The sequence below is a fragment of the Micromonospora violae genome (assembly GCF_004217135.1).
Lineage (GTDB): Bacteria > Actinomycetota > Actinomycetes > Mycobacteriales > Micromonosporaceae > Micromonospora > Micromonospora violae.
On the sequence record NZ_SHKK01000001.1, the window covers coordinates 6,001,335 to 6,014,980 of the forward strand.

The 13,646-nt window shown below is 70.0% G+C and carries 14 protein-coding genes; all 14 read left to right on the forward strand.

Annotated elements, in window-relative coordinates:
- The first annotated feature begins 84 nt into the window (after positions 1-84).
- The 14 genes from EV382_RS27125 (at position 85) to nuoK (ending at position 13,646) form a co-directional block, all read left to right on the forward strand.
- On the forward strand, positions 85-795 hold the full coding sequence (locus EV382_RS27125; protein ID WP_130406435.1) for a demethylmenaquinone methyltransferase: 711 nt from the start codon (positions 85-87) through the stop codon (positions 793-795).
- Between the two features lie 87 nt (positions 796-882).
- Complete coding sequence (locus tag EV382_RS27130) at positions 883-1,107, forward strand: hypothetical protein (protein WP_130406437.1); 225 nt, start codon at positions 883-885, stop codon at positions 1,105-1,107.
- Between the two features lie 139 nt (positions 1,108-1,246).
- A complete protein-coding gene (locus tag EV382_RS27135) occupies positions 1,247-2,524 on the forward strand; it encodes a geranylgeranyl reductase family protein (RefSeq protein ID WP_130406439.1) in 1,278 nt (425 codons plus the stop codon).
- A 135-nt stretch (positions 2,525-2,659) separates the two neighbouring features.
- Complete coding sequence (locus EV382_RS27140; RefSeq protein WP_007454588.1) at positions 2,660-3,025, forward strand: NADH-quinone oxidoreductase subunit A; 366 nt, start codon at positions 2,660-2,662, stop codon at positions 3,023-3,025.
- Between the two features lie 14 nt (positions 3,026-3,039).
- Positions 3,040-3,717 carry a NuoB/complex I 20 kDa subunit family protein gene (locus EV382_RS27145; RefSeq protein WP_007454590.1) on the forward strand — a complete coding sequence of 226 codons (678 nt, stop codon included), beginning with the start codon at positions 3,040-3,042 and terminating at the stop codon, positions 3,715-3,717.
- Positions 3,714-4,451: an NADH-quinone oxidoreductase subunit C gene (locus EV382_RS27150; RefSeq protein WP_130406441.1), complete on the forward strand. Its 738-nt coding sequence runs from the start codon at positions 3,714-3,716 to the stop codon at positions 4,449-4,451. Before EV382_RS27145 ends, EV382_RS27150 begins: the two co-directional genes overlap by 4 nt.
- On the forward strand, positions 4,448-5,776 hold the full coding sequence (locus EV382_RS27155) for an NADH-quinone oxidoreductase subunit D (protein WP_130406443.1): 1,329 nt from the start codon (positions 4,448-4,450) through the stop codon (positions 5,774-5,776). Before EV382_RS27150 ends, EV382_RS27155 begins: the two co-directional genes overlap by 4 nt.
- The gene (nuoE, locus tag EV382_RS27160; protein WP_130406445.1) at positions 5,773-6,765 is read left to right on the forward strand and encodes an NADH-quinone oxidoreductase subunit NuoE; all 993 of its coding nucleotides are present in this window, start codon (positions 5,773-5,775) and stop codon (positions 6,763-6,765) included. Before EV382_RS27155 ends, nuoE begins: the two co-directional genes overlap by 4 nt.
- Positions 6,762-8,078: an NADH-quinone oxidoreductase subunit NuoF gene (gene nuoF / locus EV382_RS27165; RefSeq protein WP_130406447.1), complete on the forward strand. Its 1,317-nt coding sequence runs from the start codon at positions 6,762-6,764 to the stop codon at positions 8,076-8,078. Before nuoE ends, nuoF begins: the two co-directional genes overlap by 4 nt.
- Entirely contained in the window at positions 8,078-10,591 is a 2,514-nt protein-coding gene (locus EV382_RS27170) for an NADH-quinone oxidoreductase subunit G (protein ID WP_130406449.1), read from the forward strand. The genes nuoF and EV382_RS27170 overlap by 1 nt, the downstream gene beginning before the upstream one ends.
- Positions 10,588-11,940, forward strand: coding sequence for an NADH-quinone oxidoreductase subunit NuoH (gene nuoH, locus EV382_RS27175; RefSeq protein WP_130406451.1), 1,353 nt, complete (start codon positions 10,588-10,590; stop codon positions 11,938-11,940). Before EV382_RS27170 ends, nuoH begins: the two co-directional genes overlap by 4 nt.
- Before the next feature lies 1 nt (position 11,941).
- Complete coding sequence (gene nuoI / locus EV382_RS27180) at positions 11,942-12,583, forward strand: NADH-quinone oxidoreductase subunit NuoI (RefSeq protein WP_130406453.1); 642 nt, start codon at positions 11,942-11,944, stop codon at positions 12,581-12,583.
- Entirely contained in the window at positions 12,580-13,350 is a 771-nt protein-coding gene (locus EV382_RS27185) for an NADH-quinone oxidoreductase subunit J (protein ID WP_130406455.1), read from the forward strand. Before nuoI ends, EV382_RS27185 begins: the two co-directional genes overlap by 4 nt.
- Positions 13,347-13,646, forward strand: a complete 300-nt coding sequence (gene nuoK, locus EV382_RS27190; RefSeq protein WP_030486270.1) for an NADH-quinone oxidoreductase subunit NuoK — start codon at positions 13,347-13,349, stop codon at positions 13,644-13,646. Before EV382_RS27185 ends, nuoK begins: the two co-directional genes overlap by 4 nt.

Genomic DNA, 13,646 nt, shown 5'->3' on the forward strand with positions numbered 1-13,646 from the left:
TGGGTAACCACCCCGCCCTCACGCGTACGACGCGCCGCCCGACCCAGCGAGCGTCGGTTGGCGGGCGGCTGGCAGAGTGGAGGGGTGAGCCGTACCCCGCAGGGCCAGCGCGCCAGTCTGGACAAGCAGCCGCACGAGGTCGCCGCGATGTTCGACGGCGTGGCAGAGCGTTATGACCTGACCAACACGGTGATCTCGCTGGGTCAGGACCGTTCCTGGCGCCGGGCCACCCGGGCGGCGCTCGGGCTGCGGCCGGGCGAGCGGGTGCTGGACGTGGGCGCCGGCACCGGTGTCTCGACGCGGGAGTTGGCCCAGTCCGGGGCGTACGCGGTCGGGGTCGACCTGTCGCTGGGCATGCTGTACGCGGGCAAGCGGTCCCGGCCGGAGGTGCCGCTGCTGGCGGGAGACGCGCTGCGTCTGCCGTTCGCCGACGCCAGCTTCGACGCGGTGACCATCTCGTTCGCGCTGCGCAACGTCAACGACACCGACGCCGCGCTGCGGGAGTTGGCCCGGGTGACCCGGCCGGGTGGCCGGCTGGTGGTCTGCGAGTTCAGCACCCCGGTCAACCCGGTCTTCCGGACGGTCTACCTGTCGTACCTGATGCGGTCGCTGCCGGCGGTGGCCCGCACGGTGTCGAGCAACCCCGAGGCGTACGTCTATCTCGCCGAGTCGGTCCGGGCCTGGCCGGCGCAGTCCGCGCTGGCCGGGCGGGTGGCCGCGGCCGGGTGGGGGCGGGTGGCGTGGCGCAACCTGACCGGTGGCGTGGTGGCCCTGCACCGGGGGATCCGCGAGTAGCGGACGGACCGCACCAACGGGCACGGACATTATTCAGGTTCCGTTAATATCGGACTTTAGTCCACTTTGCCCCGTACGCTCGATCGCATGACCGGAGCAGACCCGGCGGACCCGGTGGCCGCCACCGATGACGACGCGGCCGAACTCATCGCCCAGTTGCGCGCGTTGGCCGGGGCCGACCCGGTGGAGGTCCGACAGGTGGTCGCCGAGGTGTTGGCGGCACTGGACCGGGCGGCGGGTGGGGCGCTCCGGGAGCATCTGCCGGAGACCATCCGGGTCGATGCGGGCCTGGACGCTCCGAGCCCGGCCTGACACCTGACCGCTGTGGACGGTCATGGACTGTCACATCGGCGAGTTAGGTACCCCTGATCCTGTGCTGGTATGACGCCGGTCATACACTCGTCCCGTCTGGCTTGTGAAGCATTTCACGAGCGTGCGGGAGGAGGCGCGAATGACCGCGGTGGAACATGACGCCGACGTCATTGTGGTGGGCGCCGGTCCCGGTGGGTCAGCGACTGCGTACCACCTGGCCCGGCACGGCGTACGGGTGCTGTTGTTGGAGAAGACCGAGTTCCCGCGGGAGAAGGTCTGCGGCGACGGGTTGACCCCACGCGCGGTGCGTCAGCTCATCCGGATGGGTGTGGACACCTCTCCCGAGGCGGGCTGGCTGCACAACCGCGGCCTGCGGGTCATCGGCGGCGGGGTACGCCTCGAACTGGACTGGCCGGAGCTGGCCAGCTTCCCCAACTACGGTCTGGTGCGAACGCGACTGGACTTCGACGACCTGCTCGCCCGGCAAGCGGTGGCCGCCGGCGCGAAGCTGCGGACCAGCGTCAACGTGCTCGGCCCGGTGCTCGACGGCGATGGCCGGGTCACCGGCGTCGAGGCGGAGGTCGGGCCGGGCAAGGAGCCCACCACCTTCCGCGCCCCGCTGGTCGTCGCGGCGGACGGCGTCTCCGGCCGGTTCCCACTCGCGCTCGGGCTGGCCAAGCGGGAGGACCGGCCGATCGGTGTGGCCGTCCGCCGCTACTACCGCTCGCCGGCCAAGCACGAGGACAACTACCTGGAGTCCTGGCTGGAGCTGCGCAGCAAGGACAGCGGCGACAACCTGCTGCCCGGGTACGGCTGGATCTTCGGCCTCGGCGACGGCCGGGTCAACGTCGGCCTCGGCGTGCTCAACTCGTCCTCGGCGTTCGGCAAGACCAACTACCGCCGGTTGCTCACCGACTGGCTCGCCAACACCCCGGAAGACTGGGGGATGACCGACGAGGCCAACGCCGACGGCCCGATCCTCGGCGCCGCGCTGCCGATGGGCTTCAACCGGGTGCCCCACTACACGCGGGGCGTGCTGCTGGTCGGTGACTCGGGCGGCATGGTCAACCCGTTCAACGGTGAGGGCATCGCGTACGCGATGGAGTCCGGCGAACTGGCCGCGGAGGTCGTGGTCCAGGCCCTGGCCCGGCCGGCCGGCCCGGAACGGGAGCGCGCGCTGCTGGCGTACCCGAACGAGTTGAAGGCCCGGCTCGGCGGTTACTACCGGTTGGGCGGCATCTTCGTGAAACTGATCGGCCGCCCCGAGATCATGCGGATCGCCACCAAACACGGCATGCCGCACCCGACGCTGATGCGTTTCGTGCTCAAGCTGTTGGCCAACCTGACCGACCCCCGTGGCGGGGACGCGATGGACCGGGTCATCAACGCGATGACGAAAGCCGCGCCAGCCGTGTAAGTAGGACGGCATCGGTGCTGGTCACGGCCCCGAAGCTGACAAAGATCGACCCCCGCCGACTGCCACCGCGAGGGACGTGAATAGTGTGATTTTCGTCAAGCACCGAGGGCAGGGAAGGACGAGCAGGAGAAAACGATGTCGCTCTCGCCTTACGCACCGATCATCGGGCTGTTCGCCCTCGCCGCGGCGTTCTCGCTGTTTTCCGTTGGCGCCGCCCGCTTCGCCGGTCCCCGTCGCTACAACAAGGCCAAACTCGAGGCTTACGAGTGCGGCATCGAGCCCAGCCCGCAGCCGGTCGGCGGCGGGCGGTTCCCGATCAAGTTCTACCTGACGGCGATGCTCTTCATCGTCTTCGACATCGAGATCATCTTCCTCTACCCCTGGGCGGTCTCGTTCGACGCTCTGCCGATCTTCGGCTTCGTGGAGATGGTCCTGTTCATCGTCGCGGTCTTCGTTGCGTACGCCTACGTGTGGCGGCGCGGCGGCCTGGACTGGGACTGAGGAAGGAACGTCAGATGGGCATCGAGGAGAAGCTTCCCGCCGGCGTCCTGCTCACCTCGGTGGAGAAGCTGGTCAACTGGTCTCGGAAGTCGTCCGTGTGGGGCGCCACCTTCGGCCTGGCCTGCTGCGCCATCGAGATGATGGCCGCCGGTGGTCCGCACTACGACATGGGCCGCTGGGGAATGGAGGTCTTCCGGGCGTCGCCCCGGCAGGCCGACCTGATGATCGTGGCCGGCCGGGTGAGTCAGAAGATGGCCCCGGTGCTGCGCCAGATCTACGACCAGATGGCTGAGCCGCGCTGGGTGCTCTCGATGGGCGTCTGCGCCAGCAGCGGCGGCATGTTCAACAACTACGCGATCGTGCAGGGCGTCGACCACGTGGTGCCGGTCGACATGTACCTGCCGGGCTGTCCGCCCCGGCCGGAGATGCTCATCGACGCGATCCTCAAGCTCCGCGAGAAGATCATGTACGAGCCGCTGGGCCCCAACGGTCGCAAGATGCTCGCGGCCCGCCAGGAGCGCGGCGACGTCCCCGTCGTGCCCTACGGCTCGATGCCTTCCTCGTACCGCAACGACAAGGCCCGGCGTGCCGAGTGGACCCAGGCGGTCCGCGAGGGCCGCGAGGAGCAGTTGCGCATCGAGAACTGGATGAACGCTCAGAACCACCTCCACCCGCAGGCAGGCCCGAAATGACGTCTCCCACGGACAAGCCCAACGACGGCGGGGTGCCGGTACCGGTCACGCCGGTCGGTGCCAGCAGCACCGCCCCGGCCGAGTACCCGCCGGCCAGCCCGGCCGGTCGCGGAATGTTCGGCAACCAGGGCACCGGCGACGTGTCCGGCTACGGCGGCCTGGTCCGCCAGCGCCAGCCCATCGAGGAGGCGTCCCGACCGTACGGGGGCTACTTCGACGAGGTCCGCGACGCGTTGGAGGAGGCGTACCCGGCCTTCAACGACGCGATCGAGAAGGTCGTGGTCGACCGGGGTGAGCTGACCCTGCACGTACGCCCGGAGCGGATCGCCGAGGTCTGCCAGGTCATGCGTGACGATCTGGCGCTGCGCTTCGAGCTGTGCTCCTCGGTGTCCGGGGTGGACTACCTGGGTGCCGACGAGCGCCGGCTGCACGTGGTGTACCTGCTCACCTCGATGACGTACCGGCGGCGGGTGCGGCTGGAGGCCGCCGTCTCCGTCGAGGCCCCGCACCTGCCCAGCGTGACCGCCGTCTACCCGACCGCGGACTGGCAGGAGCGGGAGGCGTACGACATGTTCGGCATCGTCTTCGACGGCCACCCCAGCCTGACCCGGATCCTCATGCCGGACGACTGGGAGGGCCACCCGCAGCGCAAGGACTACCCACTCGGCGGCGTACCCGTCGAGTACAAGGGCGCGGAGATCGCCCCGCCGGACCGGAGGAGGTCCTACCAGTGAGCGCGACGTCGAACTACGCCAGCGAGCGCGAGACCGACGAGGGTCGGGTCTTCACCGTCACCGGCGGTGACTGGGACACGATCGTCGCGGGCACCGACCCGATCAACGACGAGCGGATCGTGGTCAACATGGGTCCGCAGCACCCGTCCACGCACGGGGTGTTGCGGCTGATCCTGGAGCTGGAGGGCGAGACGGTCCGCGAGGCCCGCTCGGTCGTCGGCTACCTGCACACCGGCATCGAGAAGAACCTCGAATACCGCAACTGGGTCCAGGGCTCGACGTTCGTGACCCGGATGGACTACCTCGCCCCGATCTTCAACGAGACGGCGTACGCCCTCGCGGTCGAGAAGCTGCTCGGCATCACCGACGACATCACCGAGCGGGCCACCACGATCCGCGTGCTGATGATGGAGCTCAACCGGATCTCGTCGCACCTGGTCTGGCTGGCCACCACCGGCATGGAGCTGGGCGCGATCTCGATCATGCTGTACGGCTTCCGCGAGCGGGAGTACATCCTCGACATCTTCGAGACCATCACCGGTCTGCGGATGAACCACGCGTACGTGCGGCCGGGCGGTGTGGCGCAGGACGTGCCGGATGAGGCGATCGTCAAGATCCGCGAGTTCCTCAAGATGATGCCGAAGAAGCTCAAGGAGTACGAGGACCTCCTCTCCGGCCAGCCGATCTGGACCGAGCGGACGAAGAACGTCGCGGTGCTGGACGTCACCGGCTGTGTGGCGCTCGGCATCACCGGTCCGGTGCTGCGCTCGGCCGGCCTCGCCTGGGACCTGCGCAAGACCATGCCGTACTGCGGTTACGAGACGTACGAGTTCGACGTGCCGACCCACCCCGACGGTGACGTGTGGGGTCGCTACCAGGTCCGGCTCGCCGAGATCCGGGAGTCGATGAAGCTGGTCGAGCAGGCCCTGGACCGGCTCCGTCCGGGCCCGGTGATGGTCGCCGACCGAAAGATCGCCTGGCCGGCGCAGTTGGCCATCGGCGTGGACGGCATGGGCAACTCGCTGGAGCACGTCGCGAAAATCATGGGTCAGTCGATGGAGTCGCTGATCCACCACTTCAAGCTGGTGACCGAGGGCTTCCGGGTCCCGCCCGGCCAGGTGTACGTCGCCATCGAGGCGCCCCGCGGTGAGCTGGGCGTCCACGCGGTCTCCGACGGCGGCACCCGGCCCTACCGGGTGCACTACCGGGAGCCGAGCTTCGTCAACCTTCAGGCCCTTCCGGCGATGGCCGAGGGCGGCCTGATCGCCGACGTGATCGCCGGCGGCGCCTCGTTGGATCCCGTGATGGGTGGTTGTGACCGATGACGACGACGTTCACTGAGGAGACCCGGGAGCGGGCGCGCGAGATCATCGCCCGCTACCCGGCCGACCGGTCCCGCTCGGCGTTGCTGCCGCTGCTGCACCTGGTGCAGGCCGAGGAGGGGTACGTCTCCCCGGCCGGGGTCGCGTTCTGCGCCGAGGTGCTGGGGCTGAACAAGGCCCAGGTCGGCGCGGTGGCCACCTTCTACACGATGTACAAGCGCAAGCCGACCGGTGACTTCCTGGTCAGCGTCTGCACCAACACGATGTGCAACGTGCTCGGTGGGCAGGAGGTCTACGACACCCTCGCCGAGCACCTGGGCGTCGGGCACGACGAGACCACCGCGGACGGCACGATCACGCTGGAGCACGCCGAGTGCCTGGCGGCGTGCGACTACGGCCCGGTGATGACCGTCAACTACGACTTCTTCGACGGAGTGGACGCCGCCACGGCGGTCGGTGTGGTCGACGAGCTGCGGGCCGGCGGCCGGCCGATGCCGACCCGGGGCGCCCGGCTCTGCACCCTCAAGGAGATGGCGGTGCAGCTCGCCGGTTTCGCCGACGAGCGCGACGGCGCGGTCGCCGACGGCGGGCCGGGCGAGCCCACCCTGCGCGGGCTGCGGCTGGCCCACCAGCACGGCGTCTCGGTGCCGGGCTTCGACCCGAACACCCCGATCCGCAGCAAGGCCGAGGCCGACAAGGCCGCCGCCGAGGCGAAGGCGAAGGCGGAGGCCGCCAAGCCGGCGCCCGCCGAGGCCAGCGCGGCACCGGTCAAGGGTGGCGACGGGGCGTCCGCCCCGACCGGCACCACGGCGCCGGCGTCCCGGGACGCGCAGGAGGCGCAGGCCGCCGGCGTCGCGGCCAACCCGGCGGCCGGCGACGGCAAGCCCGCCGGTGACTCCACCGGCGAGCAGGAGCGCAACCTCAACGAAGCGTCGGCGCGCGTCGATGGCGCGAACTCCGCCGACGCGAACGAAACGGGGGCCCAGAAGTGACCACTCCCCGCCCGGAGACGCTGGCCAAGCTGACGCCGGTGCTGACCAAGCGCTGGCTGTCGCCGGACGCCTGGCGGATCGGCACGTACGAGCAGTTGGACGGCTACGCCGCGCTGCGCAAGGCGCTCAAGGCCCACCCGGACGACCTGATCCAGCTGATCAAGGACTCCGGGCTGCGGGGCCGAGGCGGCGCCGGCTTCCCCACCGGCCTCAAGTGGGGCTTCATCCCGCAGGGCGACGGTAAGCCGCACTACCTGGTGGTCAACGCCGACGAGGGCGAGCCGGGCACCTGCAAGGACCTGCCGCTGATGACCCACGACCCGCACGCGCTGGTCGAGGGCGTCATCATCGCGTCGTACGCGATCCGGGCCGCCCGCGCCTACATCTACATCCGGGGCGAGGCGGTGCACGCCGCGCGTCGGCTGCGCAACGCGGTCCAGGAGGCGTACGACAAGGGCTACCTGGGCCGGAACATCCTGCGCAGTGGGTACGACCTGGAGCTGGTGGTGCACTCCGGGGCCGGGGCGTACATCTGCGGCGAGGAGACGGCGCTGCTGGACTCGCTGGAGGGGTTCCGGGGCCAGCCCCGGCTACGCCCGCCGTTCCCGGCCACCCACGGCCTGTACGCCAGCCCGACGGTGGTGAACAACGTCGGCACCATCGCCAGCGTGCCGCCGATCGTGCTCGGTGGGGCCGACTGGTGGAAGAGCATGGGCACCGAGAAGTCCTCCGGGCCGATGATCTACTCGCTCTCCGGCCGGGTCGCCAACCCGGGCCAGTACGAGTGCTCGATGGGTGTCACGCTGCGCGAGCTGCTGGAGCTGGCGGGTGGCATGCAGCCCGGACACAACCTGCGGTTCTGGACCCCGGGCGGCTCGTCCACCCCGCTGCTCGCCGCCGAGCACCTGGACGTGCCGCTGGACTTCGAGGGGGTGGCGGCGGCCGGCTCGATCCTCGGCACCACGGCCACGCAGATCTTCTCCGACCAGGACTGCCCGGTCTACGCGACGTACCGGTGGCTGGAGTTCTACCACCACGAGTCGTGCGGAAAGTGCACCCCGTGCCGCGAGGGCAACTACTGGATGGTCCGGGTCTACCGGCGGATCCTCGCAGGTCAGGGCACCCACGAAGACCTGGACACCCTCCTGGACACCTGCGACAACATCCTCGGCCGCTCGTTCTGCGGTCTGGGTGACGGCGCGACCAGTTCGGTGACCTCCTCGCTGAAGTACTTCAAGCAGGACTACCTCGACTACATCGAGGGACGTAAAGCTCCCATGCTGTCGGAGAAGACCCTGGTAGGGGCGCACTGATGACGGACGTAGCCAAGCAGACCGAGACGGTCACCCTCACCATCGACGGCGTCGAGGTCACCGCCCCCAAGGGGACGCTGCTGATCCGGGTCGCCGAGCAGATGGGCACCGAGATCCCCCGGTTCTGCGACCACCCGCTGCTGGCCCCGGCTGGCGCGTGTCGGCAGTGCCTGGTCGAGGTGGAGGGGCAGCGCAAGCCGGTCGCCTCCTGCACCCAGACCGTCGCCGACGGCATGGTCGTGCGTACGCAGATCACCTCCCCGGTGGCCAAGAAGGCGCAGGAGGGGGTGATGGAGCTGCTGCTGCTCAACCACCCGCTGGACTGCCCGATGTGCGACAAGGGCGGTGAGTGCCCGCTGCAGAACCAGGCGATGTCCACCGGCCGCACCGACTCGCGCTTCCACGAGCACAAGCGGGAGTACGAGAAGCCGATGGCGATCAGCAGCCAGGTGCTGCTGGACCGCGAGCGGTGCGTGCTCTGCCAGCGGTGCACCCGGTTCTCCGAGGAGATCGCCGGCGACAAGTTCATCGACCTGATGGGCCGGTCGTCCGCCGAAGAAATCAACATCTACCGGGACGACGCGTACGGCGCGGAGTCCGGGGAGGACAGCGGGGACGTCCCGTTCAACTCCTACTTCTCCGGCAACACCGTCCAGATCTGCCCGGTGGGCGCGCTGACCGGTGCCCAGTACCGCTTCCGCGCCCGCCCGTTCGACCTGGTCTCCAGCCCGAGCGTCTGCGAGCACTGCTCGGCCGGCTGCGGGCAGCGCACCGACTGGCGGCGCGGCAAGGTGCTGCGCCGGCTGGCCGGTGACGAGCCGGCGGTGAACGAGGAGTGGAACTGCGACAAGGGCCGGTGGGGCTTCCAGTACACCCGGGCCGCCGACCGGCTGACCACTCCGCTGGTCCGCGACGAGCACACCGGTGAGCTGCGCGAGGCGTCCTGGAGCGAGGCGCTCACCGTGGCCGCCGAAGGGCTGCACGCGGCCCGGGAGAGCGGGCAGGGCACGGCGGTGCTCACCGGCGGTCGACTGACCGTCGAGGACGCGTACGCGTACGCCAAGTTCGCCCGGGTCGCGTTGAACACCAACGACATCGACTTCCGGGCGCGGCCGGTCTCCCGCGAGGAGGCCGACTTCCTGGCCAGCTCGGTCGCCGGGGTCACCGACGTCACCTACACCGACGTGGAGAACGCGCCGGCGGTGGTGCTGGTCGGCCTGGAGCCCGAGGAGGAGTGCCCGATCCTCTTCCTGCGGCTGCGCAAGGCGTACCTGAAGAAGACCCTGACGGTGTACGCGCTGGCGCCCTTCGCCACCCGCGGCCTGGAGAAGCTCGGTGCCAAGCTGGCCCGGGTGGTGCCGGGCGAGGAGGCCAGCGTGCTCGCCGAGCACGCCACGGTCAGCGAGGCGCTGAGCGCACCGGGCGCGATCCTGATCGTCGGCGAGCGGTTGGCCACCGTGCCGGGTGGGCTCTCCGCCGCGGCCGACGTGGCCCGGCGTACCGGCGCGAAGCTGGCCTGGGTGCCGCGGCGCGCGGGTGACCGCGGCGCGGTCGACGCGGGTTGCCTGCCCAACCTGCTCCCCGGTGGACGGCTGGTCACCGAGCCGGCCGCCCGGGCCGAGCTGGGTGAGGCGTGGGACATCCCGGCCGGGGTGATCCCGAGCCAGGCCGGCCGGGACACCGACGGCATCCTGACCGCGGCGGCCAACGGGCAGCTCGGCGCGCTGGTCGTCGGCGGTGTCGACCCGGCCGACCTGGCCGACCCGCGACTGGCCGAGTCCGCCCTGGACGCGGTGCCGTTCCTGGTCAGCCTGGAGCTGCGGGCCAGCGCGGTGACCCGGCGGGCGAACGTGGTGCTGCCGGTCGCCCCGGTGGCCGAGAAGGCCGGCAGCTTCCTGGACTGGGAGGGCCGGCTGCGCCCGTTCGACGCGGTGTTGAACACCTCCGCGATGACCGACGGCCGGGTGCTCGACGCACTGGCCGCGCTGCTCGACGTGCGCCTCGGCACGGCCGACGTGCCGAGTGTGCGCCGCGAGCTGGGCTCGCTGCCGGCGACGCGGACGTCCCGACCGGCCGCGCCGTCGGTCGCGCCGGGCCGGGTGCCGCAGCCGAACGCTGGGGAGGCCGTCCTGGCCACCTGGCACCAGCTGGTCGACCTGGGCACGTTGACCGAGGGCGACGAGAACCTCGCCGGGACCGCCCGTCCGCCGGTGGTCCGGCTGGGCAAGGGCACCGCCGAGGCGCTCGGTGTGGTCGACGGTGACGCTGTCACGGTCGGCACCGACCGGGGGGCGCTGACCCTGCCGGCGGAACTCACCGAAATGCCGGACGGCGTGGTCTGGCTGCCGACCAACTCACCCGGTTCGACCGTGCGACGCAGCCTCGGGGCGACGTCCGGAGCGGTCGTCCGGATCTCCGTCCCCGCACCGAGTACGGCCATCCCGGCCGGGCGAGTGGCGGCCGACGAGACCGGGCTCCCGGGACCGCTCCTCAATTCCGGGGGTAACCAGTGAACCCGATCGTCCTGGCCCAGGATCCGACGCTGGCCGACTTCGGCCGGGATCCGTGGTGGCTGGTGCTCGGCAAGATTGTCTTCGCGTTCGCCTTCGGGCTGCTGGCCACCCTGCTCGGTGTCTGGTTCGAGCGGCGCGTCGTCGGCTACATGCAGGTGCGGCCCGGCCCCAACCAGGTCGGCCCGTTCGGCCTGCTGCAGACCCTCGCCGACGGCCTGAAGATGGCCTTCAAGGAGGACATCCTGCCGAAGGCGGCCGACAAGGTCGTCTACTTCTTCGCCCCGACCATCTCGGTGATCTGCGCGGTCACCGCCCTGTCGGTGGTGCCGTTCGGCCCGATGGTGAGCATCTTCGGCCACCACACGCCGTTGCAGGTCACCGACGTGCCGGTGGCGGTGCTGCTGCTGCTCGCCTGCTCGTCGATGGGCGTCTACGGCATCGTGCTGGGTGGCTGGGCCTCCGGCTCGACGTACCCGCTCCTCGGCGGTCTGCGGTCGAGCGCCCAGATGATCTCCTACGAGGTCGCCATGGGGCTCAGCATCGTGGCGGTCTTCATGACCGCCGGCACGATGAGCACCAGCGGGATCGTGGCCAAGCAGGCCCACGGCACCGAGCTGTCCATCTTCGGCCAGACGATCCCGGCACCGGGCTGGTACGCGATCCTGCTGCTGCCGAGTTTCATCATCTTCTTCATCGCCATGGTCGGTGAGACCAACCGCGCGCCGTTCGACCTCCCCGAGGCCGAGTCCGAGCTGGTCGCCGGCTTCATGACCGAGTACAGCTCACTGAAGTTCGCGCTCTTCATGCTCAGTGAGTACGTCGCGATGGTGACCATGTCCGCGGTCACCACCACGCTGTTCCTGGGCGGTTGGCGGGCACCCTGGCCGATCACCCTCTGGGAGGGCGCCAACTCCGGTTGGTGGCCGATGCTCTGGTTCTTCGGCAAGGTGATCGCGCTGGTCTTCGTCTTCGTGTGGCTGCGCGGCACGCTGCCCCGGCTGCGCTACGACCAGTTCATGCGCCTCGGCTGGAAGGTGCTGCTGCCGATCAACCTGGTCTGGATCCTGGTCCTGTCGGGCCTGCGCTCCATCGAGGGTTGGGACCCCCGCAGCAAGGTGATCGCGGTCGGCATCCCGGCCGGCATCCTGCTGATCGCCACGATCTTCTGGCCGAGCCGCAAGCCGCAGCCGAAGCAGACGACGCAGGAACAGGTCGACAACCGGCCGTACGGGAGCTTCCCGCTGCCGCCGATGGATCTACAGGTACCACCGAGCCCGCGTATCACGCGCGTGGTCGCCGAGCGGGAGCCGGCCAACATCGTCGCCGGCTCGGACTCCAGGGAGGTGTGACGTGGGCTCGATCACCGGAACGTTCAAGGGATTCGGTGTCACCTTCTCGCACATGTTCAGGAAGGTCGTCACCACCGACTACCCGTTCAAGCCGCCGGTGTCGGCGCCGCGCTACCACGGGCGGCACATCCTCAACCGGCACCCGGACGGCCTGGAGAAGTGCATCGGCTGCGAGCTGTGCGCCTGGGCCTGCCCGGCGGACGCGATCTACGTCGAGGGTGGCGACAACACCGACGAGCAGCGCTTCTCGCCGGGTGAGCGGTACGCCAGCACTTACCAGATCAACTACGCCCGGTGCATCTTCTGCGGGTTGTGCATCGAGGCCTGCCCGACCCGGTCGCTCACCATGAGCAACGAGTACGAGCTGGCCCGGGACAACCGGCAGGACCTGATCTTCACCAAGGAGCAGCTGCTCGCGCCGTTGCTCGAGGGCATGGAGCAGCCGCCGCACCCGATGCGGCTGGGTGACAGCGAGAAGGACTACTACGTCGGCGCGCTGGACAACCCGGGCACCTCCGCCGGTGCGGAGACGTCCCCGATGGGCCCCGGCCGCTACCAGGTCGAGGAGCACCCCGGCGTGACGTTCCCGGGCGCCGAGCAGGCCGCCCAGCGCGTCGCGGCCGGCAAGGGAGAGAAGGCATGACCACGTCTACGGTGCTGGCCGCGGCGGGTGCGGTGTCCGGTGGCGAGCAGGTCACCTTCTGGATCCTCGGGCCGCTCGCGCTCATCGGCGCGATCGGGATGGTGGCCGCGCGCAACGCGGTGCACTCCGCGCTCTGGCTGGTGCTCACCATGCTCTGCCTGGGCGTGTTCTACGTGCTCCAGGCCGGGCCGTTCATCGGCATGGTGCAGATCATCGTCTACACCGGCGCGATCATGATGCTCTTCCTCTTCGTGCTGATGCTGGTCGGCCGGGACTCCACCGACTCGCTGATCGAGACGTTGCGCGGCCAGCGGACCGCCGCGATCGTCCTCGGGCTGGGCTTCGCCGGCCTGGTCGGCGGCGCCCTCTACCGGGCGCTGGAGGGCACCACCGCGGTCGGCCTGGAGCAGCCCAACGCCGAGGGCAACGTGCAGGGCATCGCCCGGCTGCTCTTCACCAAGTACGTGTTCGCGTTCGAGCTGACGTCGGCGCTGCTGATCACCGCGGCGGTCGGTGCCATGGTGCTCGCGCACATCGAGCGCCGCAAGCAGGACAAGGTCGACCAGGTGTCGACGATGCGGGCCCGGTTCGCGCCGGGCAACTACCCCGGCCCCAAGCCGGGCCCGGGCGTCTTCGCGACCTCGTCCTCGGTGGCCACCCCGGCCCGACTGCCGGACGGCCGCCTCTCCGAGCGCAGCACGCCGGAGATCCTGCCGGTGCGGGAGCTGACCGCGCAGGAGACCACCCTGAAAGGTACGGACTCATGACGCCTGATTACTACCTGGTGTTGGCGGCGGTGCTGTTCACCATCGGCGCTGCCGGGGTGCTCGTCCGGCGCAACGCGATCGTGCTGTTCATGTGCGTGGAGCTGATGCTCAACGCGGCCAACCTGACGCTGGTCACCTTCAGCCGGATCAACGGTGACCTCAACGGCCAGATCATGGCGTTCTTCGTGATGGTGGTGGCGGCGGCCGAGGTCGTGGTCGGGCTCGCGATCATCATGTCCATCTTCCGGACGCGACGCTCGGCGAGCGTCGACGACGCCAACCTGCTCAAGTACTAG